This window comes from Paenibacillus sp. BIC5C1 (assembly GCF_032399705.1).
Lineage (GTDB): Bacteria > Bacillota > Bacilli > Paenibacillales > Paenibacillaceae > Paenibacillus > Paenibacillus taichungensis_A.
Map to the genome: position 1 here is coordinate 5,033,537 of NZ_CP135922.1, position 22,452 is coordinate 5,055,988.

Genomic DNA, 22,452 nt, shown 5'->3' on the forward strand with positions numbered 1-22,452 from the left:
CTTTACCTTAAACATTTCGACAAGAAAGCTGGTTTTCCTGCAACACACTTAGGCAAATTTGCCGATTTTTACGCGGCAGCGTCCCTTTTTGGTCAACCCATCCTGTTCCATCACCTTGAATCGACCAAATCCTTGAATGGATACCACATCTCCCGCCTTCAGCGCTTTGGACGGATCTTCCTCCACTTTCCAATTCACACGACAACGGCCAGCCTTGATCGGAACGAGAACTTTACTGCGACTAAGCCGATACACATCTGCACAGATGCCATCTAAACGCAGGGAAGCCACGGTAATGTCCATCGTCTCCAGCTTGCTCTCGGACCATTTCAGCTGATCCAGTGCCAACAGCTCCGTAAACACATGTACCCGGTGTACTTGATTCAGTTGAAGCGATAAAAAAGCGCCGGTTTCCGACGCCACCACCGTATGGCACCCGTCCTCCAGCACTTGAATATCACCGATCTTGCCACGTTTCATGCCAAGCCCGAGCAGGGCACCCATATAGTCCCCATGCTCCAGCTCTTTGATTTTCTGATCGTCAGACGTAATGCTCATCACCTGCATACCCATATCCTCATCGTCCAGATACCGATAATCCGGTGCAATCAGCGCACGCTTACGTTCAGCTGTTTCATAACCACCATCCAGACGAATCTGTACATCATCTCGACGGTTCACAAGTGTTTGTAAAATAAAGACCTGCCTGGGATCAAGAAAGTCAGTTAGCTTCATGTCATGATACTTACCTGCCCGTTCAACCCAGTCTGAGGCTTTATCCACAAAATCCCGCTCATCATGACTAAAATGCTCGTAAATCTCACCGCTCATCTATGTTCACCCTACCTTAATATACAAAGTATCGGAGGACGGAGATCAGCCCATTAAGCGCGAGTTGAAGAACGATCAACGCCACAATCGGTGAAATATCCAACACACCGAACAAAGGCGGAATAAATCGGCGGAAAGGTCTCAAATATGGTTCCACAAACTTACCTAGCCATTCACCGATGAAGCTCTCCCGTGCGTTGGGAAGCCATGACATCAATATGTAGACAATGACCATGTAAAAGTAAATCTGGTATAACGTGTACAACACGCTTTCAATCTGGTACAAAAGTGGCTCACCTCATTCTGTTATAATCTTGCTCGCTGTCAGCCAGTATTTCCGTAATTGAACCCTGAATTTCAACCGTATCTGGCGTACAGAGAAAAATGTTGCCGCCAATTTTTGAAATACCGCCGCCCAGTGCGTACACTGTGCCACTCAAAAAATCAATGACGCGCAGAGCCTGATCCTGACGCACCCGCTGCAGGTTAACGACAACGGTACGATGGGAGCGCAGATGGTCAGCAATCTCTTGTGCTTCGTCATAAGAACGCGGTTCATAAAGGACGACTTTAACATTTTTCTGGGAATGAATGCTCACCACATTATTACCCCTTTGGTTTCTACGTTTATCGAGACTTGAGGTTTCAGCTTCCTGTTGATCAGGATCATGTTCCTCTTGTGCCGCCATACGCTCACGTTCCACAATCTCTTCCTCTTCCTGAAGCCCGAGGAAATTCATAAACTTATTCATTACGCCCATTGCGAACCCTCCTCTTTTCCTACGAGAATCGATCCAAGCCGAACCCAGGTTGCCCCTTCTTCAATCGCCACTTCAAAATCATTGGACATGCCCATCGACAACTCGGTCAATGGCTCCGCTGTTAAAGCTTGTCCATTCAAATGGTCTCTAAGCTCACGCAGTCCGCGAAACACGGGACGTGTAAGCTCCGGATCTTCCTCATGGGGTGCCATGGTCATCAGGCCGATGACCTTCAGGTTGTTGAACGAACTGATTTCACGCAAAAAGGAACTCGCCTGTTCAGGCTGCAAGCCAAACTTGCTTTCTTCACCCGAAATGTTTACCTGCAATAGTGTTTCCACCTGGATGCCAAGAGACGCCGCCTTTTTATCCAACTCCTTGGCCAGGGACAAACGATCCAGTGAATGTATGTAACGGAATTTACCGATGACGTCCTTCACCTTATTCGTCTGTAAATGACCGATAAAATGCCAGGTTCCCTGCTGACCGAATGCTTCCCATTTCGCTTGTGCATCCTGCCAGCGGTTTTCGCCAATATGCTCAAGACCGTGGTCCAGCACAGCTCCCGTTGTTTCAAGTGAGACGTATTTCGTGACAGCAATCACATTGACATCTTCACGTTGACGGCCACTGCGCTGACACGCGGCTTCGATCTTCTGATTTACTAGTTGTATACGCTCCTCCAATGACACAGAGGGTCACCTCTCTTCCAGCCCAATCCAGCTCGCCATTCTCCCGGTAATGCCATTTTCTTTACGATACGAGAAAAATAGCTCGGGATTGCAGCTTGTACACCAAGTTGTACATTCGATATGATCCGGCAATATTCCTGCTTTCATCATAATGTGTCGATTGCATTCTTTCAAGTTTAACATCGTTTTGCCATTTCCGGCAGCTCGATATACTTGATTGGATGCAGAGTTCTTGTATTCATCATTACCCGAGGAGTGGTCCAGCCAAACCCGTACATGCTGCATAACCGCTTCATCCACTTCATAACAGCAATCCCCAATGGAGGGACCTATTGCAGCATGGATATCCTGTCTGCGACTTCCATATTCCTGCTCCATCTTTTCGACCATCGATTCGGCTATACCGGCAACTGTACCTTTCCATCCGGCATGAGCTAGCCCCACCGCTTGTTGTACGGGGTCATAGAAATAAAGGGGTACACAATCTGCATAAAAGGAAGTCAGCAGCACACCAGGCACATTAGTGATCAACCCATCCGTATCCTGTAATGCAGACTGTCGATCCAGCAAACCTTTGCCCCGCTCTTGAGCCGTGATTACAGCGACATGGTTACCGTGTACCTGTTCTCCACAAGTCCAGGATTCCAAAGGAAAACCCAGCTTTTCAGCTACAAGTTTACGATTATTCAGCACGTCAGCCGGATCATCACCAACATGATAGGCGCAGTTTAGACTGGCGTAAGGTGTGCTTCCGACACCGCCTTGCCTTGTCGTAAAACCGGCATTCATATGCTTAAACTGCAATTTCCACGGCTCCACATATAATAACAACGGGTCAGGACCCCAATCTGAGTTCTGGCTTCCCGACCGTATTTCCTTATCCAAAATAAACGGTTCCATCTTCTCACCTCACAACTTCCAGTGTACCAAATGAACCCCGTTCTGTCTCGGTTATATCGTCCGGCGCTGGTTCCGATTTAAACGTTCAATACGTTCGACCCGGTCCATCCGGCCGTTCTGTTCGTCATACAACCGGGCTTCACGGTCGCGCTCATCGTAGTTAGTTTCCTTAATTTCATCCATTTTAACCAAAATGACATCCGAACCGATCTTCACAATATTTCTCCAAGGGATGACCAGATCCGTTCCCCCGCCGAACAGCCCCATAAAACGACTGTAGCCTGGTACAACAATCGCTTCAATTCGTCCCTGCTTCAGATCCAGCTCCAAATCGCTAATCTGACCCAGTCTTTTGCCATCCGTTATGTTAATAACATCTTTGGTTTGAAAATCCGAAATTTTCATCCCGCTACCCGCCGCTTCACCTGTGTTCACTTTCATTTGGTCACGCCCCCCGATTAATCCGCTTCTGCCCGTTCTCCGCTTCTATACAATATATGTTTCTTACGCGAAAAATGTCCTCTTTTTCGAAGGAAAGGCAACCGAACAAATCCAAATATCTCTGATGTCGAAATCCAAAAAGCAAAAAGACGATCAAAGGAATATTTCTTCCCTTTGATCGCCTCTTGGCTAACCCCTTGTTAAGACTTCACATGTTTCTGCATTTGTTGTATCGCTGATTTCTCCAGACGGGATACCTGCGCCTGGGAAATACCAATTTCATCAGCCACTTCCATCTGGGTTTTCCCTTCGAAAAACCGCATCGACAGAATCATTTTCTCCCTTTGACCGAGACGGTGCATCGCTTCACGCAGTGCAATTTCCTCAATCCAGGATACATCCTTGTTTTTGTCATCACTGATCTGATCCATCACATAGATTGGATCTCCACCATCATGATAGATCGGTTCGAAGAGCGAAACCGGGTCTTGAATGGCATCCAATGCAAAAACCACATCTTCCTTCGGCACATTCAGTACCTCAGAAATTTCGAATATCGTCGGTTCACGGGAATTTTTATTCGTCAGGCTATCACGCACCTGAAGTGCTTTATAAGCAATGTCCCGCAAGGAGCGAGATACCCGAATTGGGTTATTATCGCGCAGGTATCGACGGATTTCACCGATAATCATCGGCACCGCGTAGGTTGAAAATTTGACATTTTGGGATAAATCAAAATTATCAATGGCTTTCATCAGGCCAATACATCCAACCTGGAACAGATCATCGACAAACTCTCCCCGATTGTTAAAGCGCTGAATGACACTGAGCACAAGACGCAGGTTGCCATTCACTAATTTCTCTCTTGCTGAGCGATCATGGTGTTGCTGAAGGGAATGAAACAATTCCCGCATTTCTGTGTTGGTGAGGACAGGCAATTTTGCGGTGTCCACGCCACAAATCTCGACTTTGTTTCGGGTCATCGTGATTTACCTCCCAAGGAGAAACATTAATGTACATTATCTCCGGGGCAGGCTTTTTTATTCGCACTTGGCATCCTTGCCATTAATACCCATTATGAAAAATACTCCTGTTCAGACCATCTTGTTGAACTCCTTACGGAGTCTTTTAATGATTCTTTTTTCGAGACGAGAGATATAGGATTGGGAGATTCCAAGCAGATCGGCGACATCTTTTTGTGTCTTTTCTTCCCCATCCGTCAAGCCAAAGCGAAGCTCCATAATCATTCGCTCCCGCTCCGTTAATTTTTCCAATGCTTTATGCAAAAGCTTCCGGTCTACCTGTTCTTCGATATTCCGATAGATTGTATCGTTCTCAGTACCCAGTACATCGGATAATAATAGTTCATTTCCATCCCAATCAATATTGAGTGGTTCATCAAAAGAAACTTCTGTACGAATTTTACTGTTGCGTCTCAGGTACATCAATATTTCATTTTCGATACAACGGGAAGCATAGGTTGCCAGCTTAATTTTCTTTTCCGGGTCAAACGTATTAACGGCTTTAATCAAACCGATTGCACCGATGGAGACCAGATCCTCGATATTGATACCTGTATTTTCGAATTTGCGTGCGATGTATACCACCAGTCGCAGGTTCCGTTCAATCAGCATGGCACGAATCGCCGAATCCCCAGAAGACAACTTTTGCAACAAAAATTCTTCTTCTTCACGTGTTAATGGGGGCGGCAGCGCCTCACTGCCTCCGATATAATAAATCTCTTCACTTTTCAAACCAAGCAGAAATAATAAACGATAGTACTGCAGCTGCGCCACCAGTTTCCATTTTACAAGCATGTACGTTCCTCCTATACCACATTCAGCGGCTTTTCTGTTGCTCCCGCAGAGATAGCCGTAGACTGCGCAGAAGCAGCGTCTTGCACAAGCTCAGGGTGAATCACGGCCTGGTATTTTCCATCGGATGACAGTACGCCTCCGTCCAACCCTATTAATACCTTTGTCGTCTCATAACACATCTCATCCATCGTTACCTTCACCCGGTCTGGCTTCATCGCCAGCATAAAGGCAGTTCCTTTGTTAATGCCTCGATAGGGCACAAGCCTTAAACGATCCTGCCAGTGAAAATCCTCCTGATCGAGCTCCATGATAAGGTTGTCCGGCGCCTCATCCTTCAACCTGCCCTTCCATGCAGCAGGCAGCATGTCTTGCCATAACGATACTTCCATTACCATGACGGGCATACGTGAAAGGGGGTCTGTGAGCTGATTTCCTGTATCCAGAAGGCCTGTACAAGAAATAGTCACCTCGTCAATAGAAACCTCCACTTTACCCAAGTACGTTGTCATTCGGTCTGTTTTTCGTTTCGAGCTCTGCACCGCTTTGAATAGAAAAAGCACAGCAAAAAAGACGACAAACGTGAACCCGAAGGCAATTTTCAGATCAAAAGACATTCCACCTGATGCCGTAAACCAAATGCCGTTGAACAATTCCCCAGAGCTTTGCAGCATGTAGTGCACACCCAGAATTCCCCCTGCGGCGACAAAATTGATTACATAGAAGGTACCCAAAGTCCTCATAAATGCCTGAAGACCCTTAAACCCAAATGCAATACCTAGCATCACCAGAGACAATCCAAACTTGATTAAAAAGGTGAACATAAAATCAAACTCCGGTACAAACATCATGACGACATACAGCGCACCCACGATTGCGGACAGCAACCATCTCCACCAGACCAGCTTCGTTTTGCGCATCCAGGCCGTCAGTCCGATGAGTGCACCGTCAATACACAGGTTCGTCAAAAAAATAAGATCCACATATACAACCACATTCTTCACCTGCCTGCGCGCAACATATCGAAATAACGTTATCCCGATATTCATGAGCATATTCACAAGTATAAGGAGCTCACTTTTCAAAGTCTGTCTAATCATGGGGGGATCGTTCCAACTTTTTTTGTCGGAATTGCTCAGACCCGTTGTTCAGAATTTGTTCAATACGATGTGATAGGATAATAAAAAAAACAAAAAAGACCCGGTTGCTCCATCAGGAGCACCGGGTCTTCAATGAAATCTATTATCGTATTAATCGTTGTTATTATTACGTGAACGATTGCGCAAAAATGTCGGAATATCCAGCTGATCATTGCTCGGCTGATTTCCGAACGGACGCAGGTTCGGCGAACGGTTATCCGCAGGCTCACTTGCTGGAGCCGGTTTACGCCCTGGTGGTGGGGAAGCAGGTTTATCTTCAAAACCAGTCGCAATGACCGTTACTTTGATTTCCTCCTTCAGATCCTCATCAATGATGGCACCAAAGATCATGTTCACTTCCGGATCAGAAGCTGACGTAACGATCTCAGCTGCTTCATTGACTTCATACAGGGACAGATTAATGCCACCCGTAATGTTCATGATGACACCACGTGCACCTTCGATGGAAGTTTCCAGCAAAGGACTCATGATCGCTTTACGTGCCGCTTCTGCAGCACGGTTCTCGCCAGTTGATTCACCAATACCCATCAGCGCAGATCCACGCTCGTGCATGATCGTTTTCACGTCTGCAAAGTCAAGGTTGATCAGACCCGGTACAGCGATCAAGTCAGAGATACCTTGTACGGCTTGACGGAGCACATTATCTGCTTGACGGAACGCTTCAAGCATTGGTGTCTTTTTGTCTACAATCTCAAGCAAACGATCATTTGGAATGACGATCAGCGTGTCCACTTTTTCCTTGAGAGCTTCAATACCTTGCTCTGCATGGCTGGAACGTTTACGTCCTTCAAATGTGAACGGGCGAGTAACTACACCCACGGTAAGTGCACCGCACTCTTTGGCGATTTCGGCAATAACCGGAGCCGCACCTGTACCAGTTCCGCCGCCCATACCTGCTGTAACAAATACCATGTCTGCACCTTTCAAGGTGTTCATGATCAAATCACGGGATTCTTCCGCTGCTTTTTTACCTACATCCGGGTTGGCGCCAGCGCCAAGACCACGGGTTAATTTATCACCGATTTGCAATTTATGCTCGGATTTTGCAAGGTGTAACGCCTGAGCGTCCGTATTTACCGTAATAAATTCTACACCTTGTACACCGTTTTCGATCATACGGTTGACTGCATTGCTTCCGCCGCCGCCTACACCGATGACTTTAATTTGAGCCAAGCTCTCCATCTCGAAATCAAATTCCAACATATTATTCCATCTCCCCCTCAATGTGCATGGATGGCCCGTCCAATTTTTGATTGAACCGAATCAATTTCATATATCGACGAACGAAAGCGTTTATTTTAGAACCAGCGCATTCAGACGGCTTCAAGAATTGTATGAAATGGATTCAACCTTTTATATAAATTCGCTGAACATATTTTTCAGCCGTTCGAACAGACCTGGTTTCTGCTCCGATTCCTGGGCCGTATTCGGCTTAGGACGGTTGGTCGGTTTTTTGTTGTTATTGTTGTTGTTGTTGTTGTTTCCACCGCCGTTGTTGATCGAGGGACGAATACGCAAACTGCGGATTACACTGTGCAAAATGCCGACTCCGCTCGTGTAGCCTGGGTCACGCACACCGATATAATCCGGCACCGCAACTCGTACCGAAGCAACAAGCTCATGCTGAGCTACCTGCAGAACACCCGGCATAGAGACCGTACCTCCCGTTAGTATATAACCTCCAGGAAGATCATTGTAACCAAGACGTTTCACTTCTTGAGAAATCATCTGGAATATTTCCTGAACCCTTGGTTCAATAATAGCCGCCAGATCCTCTTGAGAGAATTCCTTGTCTACGTTACTGCCAATCCGTGTTACTTTGAACATGACATCAGCAGCAGCATCATCCAGCCATGCGCAGCCATACTTCAATTTCACCTTTTCGGCTTGATCTGTTAATGTGCGCAGACCATAGGCAATGTCATTCGTTACAAATTCCCCGCCAATAGGCAGCGTTGAAGTTGCAACGAGACTGTCTTCTTCGAAGATGGCGATGGTTGTAGCCCCTGCTCCGATATCAACAAGAACGGACCCCATCGTTTTTTCATCCTTGGACAATGCCAGCTGACCTGCCCCAAGTGACATGAGTACCAAATCACTTACTTTCAGACCCGCTTTTTCCACGCAGCGCAAAAGATTATGTATCGCGGTTTTTGCACCCGTAATGATGGTCGCCTCTACTTCCAGACGAACACCAATCATACCACGAGGGTCCTGTATGCCTTCCAAGCCATCTACAACATACTGCTTGGCGACAACATCAATAATTTCCCGTTCCGGTGGAACCGCAATCACTTCGGCTGCTTTCAACACCCGCTCCATGTCTTCTTCTCCGATTTCACGATCCTCGTTAGACACTGCCACGACGCCGTGACTGCTCATCAGTCCGATATGATTTCCCGAGATTCCAACATATACTTCGGATATTTGAATACCTACCATACGTTCTGCATGATCCACTGCATTGCGGATCGATTGCACCGTCTGATCGATATCTACGATTACACCTTTGCGAATTCCCTCCGAGTCGGCAGATCCAACTCCAATAATATTAAAGGTTCCATTATTCATTTCCCCAATAATAGCGCGAATTTTGGATGTACCGATGTCCAAACTAACAATGATGTCATTGTTGCTCAAGTCTGTGGCACCTCCTGACTCCAAATAGTAAAATACGTTCGGGTTTAAACACTCTTAAAACATATTCAACACACTTTAGGCTTTCCCTCTTTTTTCTACAATTTTTTTGGGTGCCAAGATCTGGTTGCGAGACATAAAACCTTGAAGAAAAAAGAAGGAGGCAACTCAAGTGCCATAAGTTCAAGTGTATCATTTTTTCTTCGTCTCAGAAAGAACAACTTTCACTGGATTAAAGGGGCTAAACCCCGATCCCGTCTGGTTTTGAATACTTCTCAACCGAATAAAGGCGGAAATCAGGGAGTTGCTCCTGGCTCAGCATCTTCTTCAGGATTATCCGGAATGAAAGGCACGTAAGTATCAGCCTCCAGCATCGTGATTTTCCCTGGACGTTCCGTCTCAATGACCTGATTGAGATACTCTACCTTATCGGATAATAGAGAAACGGTTGTAATCACTTCAAACTGTGACTTGGTATATATCCGAATCTGATCCGGGAATGAAGGTGTAGGATTCGGAATAATCTCTGAAATATCCGTCGTTAGTTCATTCGGGATCTTGGCCAACGCTTCACTCAGCTTAGCCTTGAGCGGATCGTCCGCCTTCCACTGGGTCAAAATCGGTTTCTCAACCGCAACACCAATGGTGGCAGGGACCGTTAAGCTTGTCCCGCTTGCCAGTATGGCTTTTAGCGTACCGTCAGAACCAAGTTCATACGCAACTGTTGGATATTCCTGCACCTTAATAAGAATAGTCCCGGGAAATTGTTTATCCACAGTTACGGTTGATATAGCCTTGATTGTTTTCAGTCGCTCAATCACATCAGCAGAGGTTGTCCCAAAAAACTGTTCGCCCTCCTTCAGACCACTTTTCTCCAGCAGTTCTGAAGTTGTTGTGTATACATTACCCGTAATCTCAATTGCCGAAATCCGACTCATCGAAGAACGAAAAAAAAGTACTGCAAGTAATACAATAAAAAGAAGTAAGAGAATAAAAACAATTTTACGGCTTGTGTTTCGTTTGGGCCGATTCTTCTTCAGAACCGGAATTTGACTTTTAGGCATAGGTCGCGCTCCACAAAGCCTCCGGCCCCCTTCCCTTAAGAAGGGGACTCAAAGGACGTTAATTGGCAAAATCCAGCTGCTTCGAAACGGGGGACTGTCGCTCAACCGAAGCTCCAAGACTCTGAAAAAGCTTCTCGATACGATCATACCCTCTATCAATATGATGCACTTGCTCCACAACCGTTTTTCCCTGGGCAGCAAGACCAGCAATAACTAGTGCTGCACCTGCCCGCAGATCGGTTGCTTCCACTGTAGCCCCGTACAAACGGGGAACGCCACGGATAAATGCTGCATTCATGTCAACCGAAATATCGGCTCCCATGACATTCAGCTCATCCACATGTTTGAACCGACCCTCGAATACCGTTTCCTTCATTACACTGAAACCGTCTGCCAGACTGAGCAGCACCATAATCTGAGACTGCAGGTCTGTTGGAAATGAAGGATACGGAGAAGTCACAATGCGGTCTACTGATTTGGGACGGCTCATACAGCTCACCGTCATTATATCATTGCAGACTGTGATTTGAACACCAGTACGCTTCAACACATGTATAAGGGAAGTAAGATGGGCCGGATTGCAGTGTGTAAGCGTTACATTCCCTCTCGTTGCTGCGGCTGCAATCATCACCGTTCCTGCAACGATCCGATCAGGTATAATTTCATAAGAGCAAGGCTTGAGTTTCTCCACACCATTAATGGTAATCGTATCCGTTCCAGCACCGATAATTCGTGCACCCATTGCATTCAGAAAATGTTGCAGATCCTGTATCTCTGGTTCTCTGGCTGCATTAAATATTGTAGTTGTACCTTCAGCTGTAACGGCAGCCATCATAATATTTTCTGTGGCTCCTACACTGGGGAAGTCCAGATGAATGTCTGTACCCACCAGCTTGCGCCCGCTGCATATGATCTGCTGATCCAGCTCTTCAATCGAAGCTCCGAGCGCCTCCAGGCCCCGAAGGTGAAGATCAATTTTACGTTCCCCAATGGCACAGCCACCTGGCTGGTACACGGATACTTGCCCAAACTTAGCCAGCAATGGTCCCATCAAAAAAATGGAAGAACGCATCTGCTTCATGAGATCCTCAGGCACATCATATGACCGGATGGACGATGTATCTATCGTCACTGTTCCTTGTTCATGCCGACACGTGCATCCAAGTCGTTCCAGGATATACAGCATCACTTCGATGTCCAGCAAGTGTGGAACGTTGTGCAACGTAACTTCTCCGTCTGCCAACAAACTTGCGGCCATGATCGGTAAAGCGGCATTTTTTGCTCCATGGATGCGTATGGATCCTGAGAGGGGTTTCCCGCCTTCAATCACCAATTTGTCCAATGTATCACCTCCGGGGTTTACCGTTCACCCACTACGAAGACTTCCGGTACCAGGTTAATACCGTTTTGAGATGATATAGTGTTCTGAATCTGCTGCATTAGGGTGATAACGTCCTCTGCTGTTGCTTGGCCTGTATTGACAATGAAATTGGCATGCATGGTGGATACCTGTGCGCCTCCCTGAGTCATACCTTTTAACCCCGCTGCTTCAATCAGACGGGCGGCATGATCACCAGGGGGATTCCGGAACACGCTGCCAGCACACGCCATCTGCAGTGGCTGTGTACGGCGTCTACGGTCTTTATAAGCCGCCATCGATTCCGAAATGACTTTGCGTTCACCCTGCTGGAGTGCAAATGTAGCCTCCAGCACGATGCCTCTCCGGTCATGCAGAACAGAGTGGCGATAGGCAAATTCCATGTCCTCCTTGCTGTAACGTACCAATTCCCCTGTCTCCAGTACAATCTCAGCGGATTGAAATATCCGTGACACATCCGATCCATGGGCACCAGCATTCATATACACGGCTCCGCCGACCGTTCCGGGGATGCCGCTGCCAAATTCCAAACCGGTCCACTCTTTCTTCGCAGCAACAACACTGAGTTTAACAAAGGAATGTGCTGCTCCGGCGGTCACCCCGCCCTCGTGAAACTCGGCATAATCAAAGCCTTCTCCCGGTTTCACGACAACTCCGCGTATTCCCTTGTCAGAGACCAGCATGTTTGAACCCCGTCCAAGCTGCATCCATGGGATCTGATGCATGTGCAGCAATTGGATGAGATTGACCATCTGCTCCTTGTTTTCCGGTATGACCAGCGCATCTGCAGGACCGCCGATCTTCCATGTGGTGTATTTGGCTAGCGGCTCGTTTTCAAGAACTTTGCCGACATTGTTCTGGGATAGTAACGATATCCACTGCTGCATATTAACATCCTCCTTTACTTCAAAACCGATGAGCACGGCAGCTTTCGTTGCTGCAAGCCGTGTTGCGGCGCCATGGAACGATTATCACGATTTATAGGGTATCTTATGTCAGTCCCGCCGTGTGTGTGACAATCGCCCAAAATGCACTTTAACGCCCTGCAGCAAGACGCCGAATCTCGCTCACAAGCACCTCGGCTGCATCAGGTTTTCCCAGTTCCCGGGAAGCTTTCGCCATCCTTTTGCGCGCCGCTTCGTCATTCATAATTTCAGCAATCGCTTGATATAGCGCCTGGCCTGTCAGATCCTTCTCCAGCATCGTAAGCGATGCACCGCCACCCTCAAGCGTACGAGCATTCGCCTCCTGATGATTATTCGTCACGTTAGGTGACGGAATCAGGATGGACGGAATACCGAGAGATGTAATCTCGGCAAGGAATGATGCACCTGCACGATTTACGATCAGCGACGTGCATGCCAGAACCTCGGGCATGTTGTGTACGTAAGGCAGCACATGCAGATGATTTGGCATTGTTCCAAGGGAACTGCGGATTGCCTCACGCGTTTCATCAAAATAAGAATCACCAGTCACGTAGACCACGTGCACATCTTCAAGCTTGGCCAGCATCGGTGCCATATCCACCATGGCTTTATTGATTGCTTTCGCACCACGGCTACCACCGACCACAAGAACAACACGGCTGTCCATAGGTACACCCAATGTCGCAAATCCACGATCGCGGCTGGCCTGGGCTACCGTTGTAGCTCTTGGATTACCGGTATACACAACCTTTTTGGCTCCAGAGAATGCTTTTTCCGACCCCTCAAAACTAACAGCTACCGTGTCCACATACCGAGTAAGGAACTTGTTCGTTAACCCGGGGATGGCATTTTGCTCATGAATAACACTTGGAATGCCAAGTTTGGCTGCTGCATAAACGACAGGCCCACACACATAGCCCCCTGTACCGATGACGACATCGGGTTTGAATTCCTTGAGCATTTTCTTGGCTTTGCGTACACCTTGCAAAAATCTCATGACAGTCTTCACGTTGTCAAAGGACAATTTCCGGCGAAAACCTGTAATGTCAATCGATTGAAACGGAATATTCTCTTGTGGCACCAGTTTGCTTTCCAGTCCACGGGTACCACCGATATATAAAAATGTCGAGTCGGGATTCTCCGCCTCACATTGCCTTGCTATAGCAACGGCCGGATAGATATGTCCACCGGTACCGCCGCCGCTTAGAACGACTCGCATCGTACATTCACCTCGCATAACGGGATAAGTTCAATAATATGCCTAACGCTGTCAACATCAAGGTCAGAGATGAACCGCCATAACTGATAAGCGGCAGTGTAATCCCCGTAACCGGCATAAGCCCGATCACAACGCCAATGTTGATAATGACCTGCACAGCCACCATACCCACAATACCTACGCCCAAAAGGCTGCCAAAGGCATCTGGTACCGTCATCGCTACGCGCATCCCTCTCCACACCAGGACCAGGAACAGCAATAATACAATCATTCCACCAATAAAGCCAAGCTCTTCAGCCAAAATGGAAAAAATAAAATCCGTTTGCGGCTCGGGTACGTAGCTGTATTTTTGTCGACTCATACCCAGCCCCAATCCCGCAAGTCCTCCGGGGCCGATTGCATATAAAGATTGAATAATCTGATATCCGGCACCAAGTGGATCAGACCACGGATCCAAAAAAGCTGTTATTCGCTGCAATCTGTAAGGAGCTGCCGCAATCAATGCGGCAAATCCAGCTACACCGCCCAGGGCAAGAAGCAAGAGATGCTTCATCCGTGCTCCTGCTGTGAAAATAATCAGCATGGATGCACCCAGCATTACTGTGCCTGTCCCCAAATCGGGCTGAAGCATAATGATACCAAAGGCCAAACCAATCAAGCCGAGCGGTGGCAGAAGCCCCGTCGTGAACGTTTTGATTTTGCCAGGTTCCTTGCTTAACCAGTGAGCCAGAAACAGGATCATCCCCAGTTTCATGAATTCTGAAGGTTGTATGCCGAATGAGCCAATGCCCAACCAGCTTCGTGCCCCTCCCCGAACTACTCCGATGCCAGGAATCAGCACCGCAATCAGCATTATAAAACAGGCAATCAGTATAGGCTTGGCATACTTTCTCCAGACCCGGTAGTCCACATTTGCTGTAACAAACATGGCAGCAAGTCCAAGTCCAGCGAACAGCAGCTGTCTTTTGACAAAGTAAAATGAATCACCATAGTCATGAAAAGCAAGCACCGAGCCCGCACTGTATACCATAATAATGCCGATGGCAAGCAATGCCAGAATACAAATTAGGAGCCAGAAATCCGGCGCCGGTCGCGTCTGTTTCATCAGGAGGCCACCCCTTGCATGGAAGTAGGGGCTTTTCCACCCCCCTACTTACAAGTTATGCGCCGCCTCTTTAAAAATGCGTCCCCGCTCTTCATAGGAAGCAAACATGTCCCAGCTTGCACACGCCGGCGATAACAAGACCACATCACCCGGAGCTGCAAACTGTGAAGCTTCCTGCACCGCAGCGGTTAACGTCCGGGCAGCGTCCTCCTCATTATCGACGACCTTAATTTGCTTTAATCCCGCCAGTTCCGCGACCTTGGCAATTTTCTCTCGTGTCTCTCCAAGAGCAACCACAGCTTTCACCCGCTCCTGGAACAATGGCAGCAATTCCATCATGTCTGAACCACGATCCAGTCCGCCGGCTATGAGAACGACCGGTTCCTTGAAGGAGTTCAGCGCCATTACGGTTGCTTTGGAGTTGGTTGCTTTGGAGTTGTTGTAATAGCCCGCTCCATTATGTTCAAGTACATACTCAAGACGGTGTTCAACCCCCTTGAAGTCAGCCAATGGCGCAGCAAGCACAGACGGATCGGCTCCAGCGGACACAGCAATAGCTACTGCTGCCAATGCGTTTCCCACATTGAATCGTCCCGGGATGCCGATGTCTTCCACATCAATAATGATGTGATGGTTGCCCTGACCGTCTGCATAGACCACCTGGCGCTTCACATCATCCTCTTCCCCGTCCACATAAGGAGGATCAGCATATACCCCTGCTTCAAGCTTCTCTGTCAGCGAGAATGGGAGCAGTTTTGCTTTGATATAAGGAACCAGTCCGCGGCATACCGGATCATCCCAGTTCAGGATAGCTACATCCTCTGGTTGTTGGTTGGAGAACAATTTGGCTTTGGAAGCCACATAATCATCCATGTTCCCATGGTAATCCAAATGAGTCTCCGCCACGTTTAGCAAACTCGCAATGCGCGGACGGAAATCGGATGTGCCTTTCAGTTGGAAACTGCTAAGCTCCACCACCATCCAGTTATCCACAGAAGCCTGCTCTGCCGCCTCACACAATGGCGTTCCAATATTACCGGCAACGATGGGTTTCAAACCGGCAAGCTCCAACATGTTGCCTACCCACGTTGTTGTGGTCGTTTTCCCATTAGAGCCAGTGATCCCAATCATAGGCGCAGCGCATAGATGATATGCCACTTCTACCTCGGTCACTACTTCAATACCTAATGCGAGTGCTTGTTGCACAGGAGGCGCTTGATAGGGAATGCCCGGATTTTTGACTACAAGCTTCACATCACTATGAATTAGGTCGTCCGGATGTCCACCGCATACAACAGAAATTCCCAAAGCCTCCAATTCGGATGCTTCGGGACACTGTTCTCTCTCTTTTTTATCATTAACTGTAACGATTGCGCCGGCACGATCCAGCACTTTGGCGACCTGCACGCCGCTCTTGGCCAGTCCAAGCACAACCACTTGTTGCCCACGATATGATTCAGGATGATTCATTGTTTACAACCCCTTGTTGAGATAAAGTCCAAGAGCGGCCAAAATGGCACCTACCGCCCAAAAAGTAATGACAACTCGCCATTCCGACCAGCCACTCAGTTCAAAATGATGATGAATCGGGCTCATTTTGAATACACGTTTGCCACGAGTTTTGAATGATACCACTTGAATAATGACGGACAGGATTTCGATGACGAAAATACCGCCAATGATGACAAAAAGAAGTTCTGTTTTCGTCACAATGGCGACGGCACCAATCGCACCACCAATTCCGAGTGAACCTGTATCTCCCATAAACACTTTGGCCGGGTGTGCGTTATATACCAGGAATCCAAGTACCGCACCAATCATCGCCGCCGCACATACTGCTGCTGGCATGGATGTTGCCTGCATCGCCACAATGGCAAATGCCCCAAATGCGATGGCGCTCACGCCGGACAGTAAGCCGTCCAAACCATCGGTAAAGTTAACTGCATTCGTGATGGCAAGCATCATGAATACCACAAACGGATAGTAGAACCATCCCGTCCAGTCGAAGGAGACTGATGTACCCGGAATCGATATGGCTGTACTGTGTCCATTCTGGATCAGCAAGTAGCACATCACGGCACTGAAGAACAGCTGACCTATCATCTTTTGTCTAGCCGTCAGCCCCAGTGAACGCTTGAATACAATCTTGATGTAATCATCCAGGAAGCCAATCAGGCCGAAGCCGAGTGTAGCCACGAGCAGGACGTAAAAGTCCGTATTTTTGACCGCTGAAAATTTCAAAAAGGCCAATGTGAACGCGAGTAAAATAACTACTCCGCCCATTGTAGGCGTTCCGCTTTTTTTCAGATGGCTCTGTGGCCCATCTTCCCGAACCTGCTGTCCGAACTTCATTCGACGCAGCAATGGAATCAAGAGCGGTGCAGCAATCACCGCCAAAATAAATGAAACACCGATTGTTAACAGTAATACCTGGAAATCCATGGGTTCACCCCTCTAGTCTACTCTATTCTGTAATGGAGCTATTTTTAGCGCTTCGACCACATCCTCAAGCTTCATGCCACGGGAGGCCTTAAATAAGACAACGTCTCTGGATTGGAGATTCTCCAGTAGATATCGGGTCAATTCTTCCTTGCTCTCAAAAGTGTGTACGGCTTCTGCTGGCATGTTTTGTCTTGCTCCTTCTGCAATACTCGCAGATAAAGGGCCATAAGCCAGCACCATATTCATTTTGTCGAGTGTGATATATTCACCGATTCCCCGATGGAGGTCATGCTCCTGAGGCCCCAGTTCCAGCATATCACCGAGCACGGCTACTTTGATCCGATACCCCTTGAGGCCCTCCAGCACATCCACAGCGGCTTTCATGGAGGTTGGACTAGCGTTGTAAGCATCATTAAGCATGGTCAAACCACTGACGCCGTTAATAATCTCGATGCGCATGCCGGTTAATTTCAGACGTGACAGTCCTGCTATAATCTGTTCAGCAGCCACTCCAAAATGACGGGTAACCGCTAATGCAGCAAGACAGTTGACCACATTATGTGTTCCCAATAACGGGAGTGTAAGAGCACCCTCTCCAGACTGCTTGGTGGTAAACGCGACCCCACTCTGTACATTCATAATTCCAGTTGGATAATCATCGTTATCTGTCTGCAAGCCAAATGTATACCGCTGAAGTCCTTCAGGCAGCTTCGTTACTGGCTCTGCCAGAACCTGCTCAATTAACGGTTCGTCGCCGTTGTATACCAGCAATCCACCTGGTTTCATACCAGCAGCAATTTCAACTTTTGCCCGAGCAATCTCCAATCGAGATCCCAGTTGAAGGAGATGGGATTCTCCAATATTCGTGATGATTGCGACATCCGGCTGAGCAATTAAAGATAATTCTTCAATCTCCCCTCGGCCGCTCATACCCATCTCCAGAATGACGATCTCAGTGTCCGGTTCCATGCTAAGTACGGTAAGTGGCAAACCAATATGGTTATTGAAGTTGCCTTGGGTCTTATGCACTTTGAACGTTGTAGAGAGAATAGCATCCACAATGTCCTTTGTTGTTGTTTTACCATTGCTACCTGTAATGCCTACAACGGAGGCCTTGTTTTCTCTTAAATAGGAGGACGCAAGCTTCTGCAATGCAACCAGGGTATCCTCCACAATAATCACCGCACCTTGAGGTGCAATTCCGTGATCCTTTTGCCATAATGCCCCGGCAGCGCCCTTCTCTACACAGGTTTGCACAAATTCGTGTCCGTCAAACCTTTCGCCAACAAGCGGGATAAAGAGACTGCCTTGAACTGGCTTACGCGAATCTGTAAATACACCCTCAACACCAACATCACCATAAGCAGCAACGTCAGTTAGTGTTCCTCCACACATCTCGGCCAATTGTGCCAATGTTCTTTTTATCAATTGGATTTGCCCCTTATCGCTTCTTTCGCTATGATCCGATCGTCAAAGTCCGTCTTGGTTGTGCCGATAATTTGATAGGTCTCATGCCCCTTACCCGCAATCAATACTACATCGGCAGTGCTTGCCATTTCAATAGCTTCATGAATCGCCTGGCGCCGATCCACAATCATCGTATAACGGTCAGGTTGAATGGCATCTTCAATCAGGCCCTGTTCAATATCCTTGAGGATCAGATCGGGATCTTCTGTCCGCGGATTATCGGAAGTGACAAATACGATATCACTGTACTTCGCTGCAATTTTACCCATTAGAGGCCGCTTCGTACGATCTCGGTCACCACCACATCCAAATACACAGATCACACGTCCTTCAGCAAATTCCTTCACCGTCCGCAATACGTTCTCCAGACCATCTGGGGTATGAGCGTAGTCAACAATAACAGCAAAAGACTGCCCTTCATCAACAGCCTCAACACGTCCATCTACGCCGGGTACCGTCTCCAAGCTTCGTTTGATCTCCTCCAGCGGAATGCCTTCAACCAGAGCAGCAGCGATGGCAGCCATTGCGTTATACACATTGAATTTGCCTACCATGCGTAAACGAATATCGGTGCCGCCTCTGAATGTATCTACATGGAAAGAAGTACCTTGCGAGGTAATTGAAATTTGGGATGCGCGTACATCCGCATTTTCCTCCATGCCGTATGTAATGACTTCAGCTGCAGTTACAGATATAAAATAGGCTGCAGCTGGATCATCTGCATTGATCACTGCAAATTTGCGTTTGGAAACATCTGCGGTATATCCGTTACCCAACCGTGCAAAAAACAGTCCTTTGGCTCCGCGATATTCCTCCATGGAATGATGGTAATCCAGATGATCCTGCGTCAGATTGGTAAATACAGCCGTGCGGAATTCCGTCCCCTTTACCCGACCTTGCTCCAAAGCGTGGGAGGAAACTTCCATAACACAACAGTCCGTGCCAGCTTGAACCATATCATTCAGACTGCGCTGCAGATCAAGTGCTTCCGGTGTAGTGCCTGACATCGGGTACGTGCGCCCGTCATAGCGCATTTGAATGGTCCCGATTAATCCTGTTTTTTGACCAAAGTCACTCATGATTTTTTCAATTAAATAGGTAGTTGTTGTTTTTCCGTTAGTTCCCGTTACACCAATCATATTCATCTTGCGGCTTGGCGAGTCAAAAAAGGAATCCGCCAGTACAGCCATAGCGAAACGGCTGTCTTTTACCAGCAACTGCGGAACAGGCAGATCCAGCTCTCGTTCCACAACCAGAGCAACAGCTCCAGTGTTTACAGCCTTCTCAGCATAGTCATGTCCGTCAACCGTATGCCCTGGAAGACAGATAAACAGATCTCCCGGTTGTACCTGGCGAGAATCTGTCTGTAGGTTTTGACATTCTGTATTTGGTTCGCCAATGACACGGGCGGTTGTCAGCAATGATGAAAGTTGTTTTAAAAGCACATGAATAACCTCACTTCTCCAAGTTTACTTCAATTTCAACAGTTCTCTGTAATCATTAATATCGTCAACACAGCCAATTAATGAAACGCAACTCAGTGCATTTTGTTGCGGTGGGGATCAAGAGCCCCATCAGGGCTCTTGTCCTTCCTCCTTGGTATGATCATGAATATCATTCAGAACATCACCCATATAGATCCGTATAGTAGAACCCTGATCAACCCGTGCCCCTGGCTTTGGAGCCTGGTTAATGACATATTTCCCACTGCCGGATTTGGCCAGCATAAAGTTCATATTCAGATCCTCATACAGGTCTTCGACCGTGGCTCCTGTCAGATCGGGAACCGTCACGATTTTCGTTTCTCCATACTTGTATTCTTTGGCTACCTGATCCTTCCGAACCGGAACATTCATATAATGCAGTGCATCCTCCAGAATGTTCTGTACGATCGGTGCGGCAACCACGCCGCCGAACTGAATTCCTTTCGGGTTATCCACCGCAGTATACACAACAATCTGCGGATCATCCGCCGGAGCAAAACCGATAAAGGATACAATATGCTCGGTAGAGGAATAACGTCCATTGATTACCTTCTGCGCTGTACCCGTTTTGCCGCCAACCCGATATCCATCAATAAACGCCGGACGTCCCGTACCCTTGGCAACGACACTCTCAAGTGCTTCTCGTACTTGCTTGGATGTATCTTCCGAGATGACTTGACGAACCAGTTCCGGCTTGGCCTCTTCCATCACTTCACCCGTTTCGGGATGAACCCAAGCCTTTGTAACATATGGCTTGTATAGTTTACCACCATTAATAGCTGCTGACACAGCCGCTACCTGCTGAATCGGCGTAACGGATACCCCTTGGCCAAAAGCAGTGGTCGCAAGCTCCACAGGTCCGACCCGTGACAACTTGAACAGAATTCCGCTGGCCTCACCACTCAGATCGATACCTGTTTTGGTGCCGAATCCGAAGTCTTTAATATAGGAGAACAATGATTCTTTGCCCAGTCTCTGACCTAGTGCAACAAATCCAGGGTTGCAGGAGTTCTCCACGACTTGCAGGAAGGTCTGACTTCCATGACCGCCCTTTTTCCAGCACCGCAGGCGAGCGCCTCCCACTTCAACAAATCCGGGATCATAGAACTGATCCTGCGTCAGATTTACTTTTTTCTCTTCAAGTGCTGCTGCGAGTGTAATGATTTTAAACGTTGAACCTGGTTCATACGTCATCCAGATCGGTAAATTCCGATTGTACACATCGGCCGGATATTGCTGATAATCCGCTGGTTCGTATCCGGGTCTACTGGCCATGCCAAGGATTTCACCCGTCTTAGGGTTCATTGCAATGGCAAGCGCCGAGTTGGCCTGGAACTTGACCATAGCCTGATCCAGCTCGCGTTCCATGATGGACTGAATCGATTTATCAATAGTCAGCTTGAGGTTCAGACCATCCTTCGGTTCCACATACTTCTCAGATGAGCCCGGCATTAGCCTTCCGGCCGCATCGGACAAGTAGGACACACTGCCATTCAAACCGTTCAGCTTATCATCATACTTTTTCTCTACACCCGTTAAGCCCTGATTATCAATGCCCGTAAAACCAAGAATATGAGCCGCCAGGTCGTCATAAGGATAGAAGCGTTTATTATCCTCAGCAACAACGATACCCGGAAGCTTCAAATCACGGATGTGCTGAGCTTTCTCCATCGTAATTTTGCGGCCACCGGGTTGTAGTCGTACAATTAGTTCTCTTTTCTTGATGGTTGCCAGCACTTTCTCTTCGGTCATCCCCAGCAAAGGAGCCAGTGCCCTTGCTGTTGTCTCCGCTTCCTTCACCTGAGCAGGAATCGCCATAATGGTTGGTGTGGTTATATTGTAGGCGAGAGAGGTTCCATTACGATCCAGAATCTCTCCCCGTTTGGCTGAATACGGAATATTCCGCCGCCAGGACTCTTCTGCCTTCGCAGATAGTTCCGGTCCTTTTCCTAACTGTACATAAGCAAGCCTGATCACCAAGGCTGAGAATAACAGAACTAAAATCACTAAACTCCATAACAGCCTGCGCCGCAGATTTACGCTTGACCCCTTCACGAAAAGATCCCCCCACTCGTCCCAAAATCATGATTGTGTTCAATTCATGAATATTCAGGACAACCGGGGGTTAGAA

The 22,452-nt window shown here is 47.8% G+C and carries 21 protein-coding genes; all 21 read right to left on the minus strand.

The annotated features are described in order from the left end of the window. Positions 1-48: 48 nt before the first annotated feature. A complete protein-coding gene (locus RS891_RS22590; protein ID WP_076288135.1) occupies positions 49-831 on the minus strand; it encodes a YlmH family RNA-binding protein in 783 nt (260 codons plus the stop codon). A gap of 16 nt (positions 832-847) precedes the next feature. Next, positions 848-1,117 (minus strand): YggT family protein, encoded by a 270-nt coding sequence (locus RS891_RS22595; protein ID WP_205524745.1) that lies wholly within the window; start codon positions 1,115-1,117, stop codon positions 848-850. 7 nt (positions 1,118-1,124) lie between these two features. Beyond that, positions 1,125-1,592: a cell division protein SepF gene (locus RS891_RS22600; RefSeq protein ID WP_063566976.1), complete on the minus strand. Its 468-nt coding sequence runs from the start codon at positions 1,590-1,592 to the stop codon at positions 1,125-1,127. Beyond that, on the minus strand, positions 1,583-2,284 hold the full coding sequence (locus RS891_RS22605; RefSeq protein ID WP_090901480.1) for a YggS family pyridoxal phosphate-dependent enzyme: 702 nt from the start codon (positions 2,282-2,284) through the stop codon (positions 1,583-1,585). The genes RS891_RS22600 and RS891_RS22605 overlap by 10 nt, the downstream gene beginning before the upstream one ends. Positions 2,285-2,290: 6 nt before the next feature. Next, the gene (gene pgeF / locus RS891_RS22610) at positions 2,291-3,184 is read right to left on the minus strand and encodes a peptidoglycan editing factor PgeF (RefSeq protein ID WP_113053855.1); all 894 of its coding nucleotides are present in this window, start codon (positions 3,182-3,184) and stop codon (positions 2,291-2,293) included. A gap of 51 nt (positions 3,185-3,235) precedes the next feature. Beyond that, positions 3,236-3,625, minus strand: coding sequence for a YlmC/YmxH family sporulation protein (locus tag RS891_RS22615; protein ID WP_258530684.1), 390 nt, complete (start codon positions 3,623-3,625; stop codon positions 3,236-3,238). A gap of 200 nt (positions 3,626-3,825) precedes the next feature. Continuing rightward, positions 3,826-4,608, minus strand: coding sequence for an RNA polymerase sporulation sigma factor SigG (sigG, locus tag RS891_RS22620; protein ID WP_024628410.1), 783 nt, complete (start codon positions 4,606-4,608; stop codon positions 3,826-3,828). A gap of 111 nt (positions 4,609-4,719) precedes the next feature. Then, positions 4,720-5,442 carry an RNA polymerase sporulation sigma factor SigE gene (gene sigE, locus RS891_RS22625; RefSeq protein WP_017687308.1) on the minus strand — a complete coding sequence of 241 codons (723 nt, stop codon included), beginning with the start codon at positions 5,440-5,442 and terminating at the stop codon, positions 4,720-4,722. 11 nt (positions 5,443-5,453) lie between these two features. Continuing rightward, on the minus strand, positions 5,454-6,434 hold the full coding sequence (spoIIGA, locus tag RS891_RS22630; protein ID WP_315796404.1) for a sigma-E processing peptidase SpoIIGA: 981 nt from the start codon (positions 6,432-6,434) through the stop codon (positions 5,454-5,456). A 255-nt stretch (positions 6,435-6,689) separates the two neighbouring features. Beyond that, positions 6,690-7,802 carry a cell division protein FtsZ gene (gene ftsZ, locus RS891_RS22635; RefSeq protein ID WP_063566980.1) on the minus strand — a complete coding sequence of 371 codons (1,113 nt, stop codon included), beginning with the start codon at positions 7,800-7,802 and terminating at the stop codon, positions 6,690-6,692. 150 nt (positions 7,803-7,952) lie between these two features. After that, the gene (ftsA, locus tag RS891_RS22640; RefSeq protein WP_113053854.1) at positions 7,953-9,239 is read right to left on the minus strand and encodes a cell division protein FtsA; all 1,287 of its coding nucleotides are present in this window, start codon (positions 9,237-9,239) and stop codon (positions 7,953-7,955) included. 293 nt (positions 9,240-9,532) lie between these two features. Next, positions 9,533-10,300: a cell division protein FtsQ/DivIB gene (locus RS891_RS22645; protein WP_315793257.1), complete on the minus strand. Its 768-nt coding sequence runs from the start codon at positions 10,298-10,300 to the stop codon at positions 9,533-9,535. Positions 10,301-10,358: 58 nt separating this feature from the next. Further along, on the minus strand, positions 10,359-11,642 hold the full coding sequence (murA, locus tag RS891_RS22650) for a UDP-N-acetylglucosamine 1-carboxyvinyltransferase (RefSeq protein WP_113053852.1): 1,284 nt from the start codon (positions 11,640-11,642) through the stop codon (positions 10,359-10,361). A gap of 17 nt (positions 11,643-11,659) precedes the next feature. Then, entirely contained in the window at positions 11,660-12,565 is a 906-nt protein-coding gene (gene murB, locus RS891_RS22655; protein WP_113053851.1) for a UDP-N-acetylmuramate dehydrogenase, read from the minus strand. Positions 12,566-12,713: 148 nt separating this feature from the next. Then, entirely contained in the window at positions 12,714-13,823 is a 1,110-nt protein-coding gene (gene murG / locus RS891_RS22660; RefSeq protein WP_113053850.1) for an undecaprenyldiphospho-muramoylpentapeptide beta-N-acetylglucosaminyltransferase, read from the minus strand. Positions 13,824-13,830: 7 nt separating this feature from the next. Next, on the minus strand, positions 13,831-14,928 hold the full coding sequence (spoVE, locus tag RS891_RS22665; protein WP_099858475.1) for a stage V sporulation protein E: 1,098 nt from the start codon (positions 14,926-14,928) through the stop codon (positions 13,831-13,833). A 48-nt stretch (positions 14,929-14,976) separates the two neighbouring features. Beyond that, positions 14,977-16,398 carry a UDP-N-acetylmuramoyl-L-alanine--D-glutamate ligase gene (gene murD, locus RS891_RS22670; protein ID WP_315793258.1) on the minus strand — a complete coding sequence of 474 codons (1,422 nt, stop codon included), beginning with the start codon at positions 16,396-16,398 and terminating at the stop codon, positions 14,977-14,979. 3 nt (positions 16,399-16,401) lie between these two features. Continuing rightward, positions 16,402-17,370 (minus strand): phospho-N-acetylmuramoyl-pentapeptide-transferase, encoded by a 969-nt coding sequence (gene mraY / locus RS891_RS22675; protein WP_063566988.1) that lies wholly within the window; start codon positions 17,368-17,370, stop codon positions 16,402-16,404. Between the two features lie 12 nt (positions 17,371-17,382). After that, a complete protein-coding gene (locus tag RS891_RS22680) occupies positions 17,383-18,795 on the minus strand; it encodes a UDP-N-acetylmuramoyl-tripeptide--D-alanyl-D-alanine ligase (protein ID WP_315796406.1) in 1,413 nt (470 codons plus the stop codon). Continuing rightward, entirely contained in the window at positions 18,795-20,282 is a 1,488-nt protein-coding gene (locus tag RS891_RS22685) for a UDP-N-acetylmuramoyl-L-alanyl-D-glutamate--2,6-diaminopimelate ligase (protein WP_315793259.1), read from the minus strand. Before RS891_RS22685 ends, RS891_RS22680 begins: the two co-directional genes overlap by 1 nt. Positions 20,283-20,411: 129 nt before the next feature. Continuing rightward, positions 20,412-22,376, minus strand: coding sequence for a stage V sporulation protein D (locus RS891_RS22690; protein ID WP_053781224.1), 1,965 nt, complete (start codon positions 22,374-22,376; stop codon positions 20,412-20,414). Positions 22,377-22,452: the final 76 nt, after the last annotated feature.